Raw genomic sequence first — 262 nt, 5'->3', positions numbered from 1 at the left:
GTGATGACAGTGCTATTTTGTTTAGTTTTGAAGGGTTGAAGCTCAACCATAATAAAATGGGCCTGTAGCTCAGCTGGTTAGAGCGCACGCCTGATAAGCGTGAGGTCGGTGGTTCAAGTCCACTCAGGCCCACCATTTTATTTATTAGGGGCCTTAGCTCAGATGGGAGAGCGCCTGCTTTGCACGCAGGAGGTCAGCGGTTCGATCCCGCTAGGCTCCACCAGAATTGAAGAAATTCTATTATGTTAAATGATAGAAAACA

2 tRNA genes are annotated in these 262 nt (G+C 46.9%); both read left to right on the top strand.

The features are described from left to right. The first annotated feature begins 58 nt into the window (after positions 1–58). A tRNA-Ile gene (locus A194_RS0116695) sits at positions 59–135 on the top strand. Between the two features lie 12 nt (positions 136–147). Next, positions 148–223 (top strand) — tRNA-Ala (locus A194_RS0116690). Positions 224–262: the final 39 nt, after the last annotated feature.

This window comes from Alkalibacillus haloalkaliphilus C5 (genome assembly GCF_000269905.1).
In the GTDB taxonomy this organism is placed as follows: domain Bacteria; phylum Bacillota; class Bacilli; order Bacillales; family Alkalibacillaceae; genus Alkalibacillus; species Alkalibacillus haloalkaliphilus_A.
The sequence above is the reverse complement of the archived record's forward strand: the minus strand, read 5'-3'. Positions and strand labels throughout refer to the sequence as shown.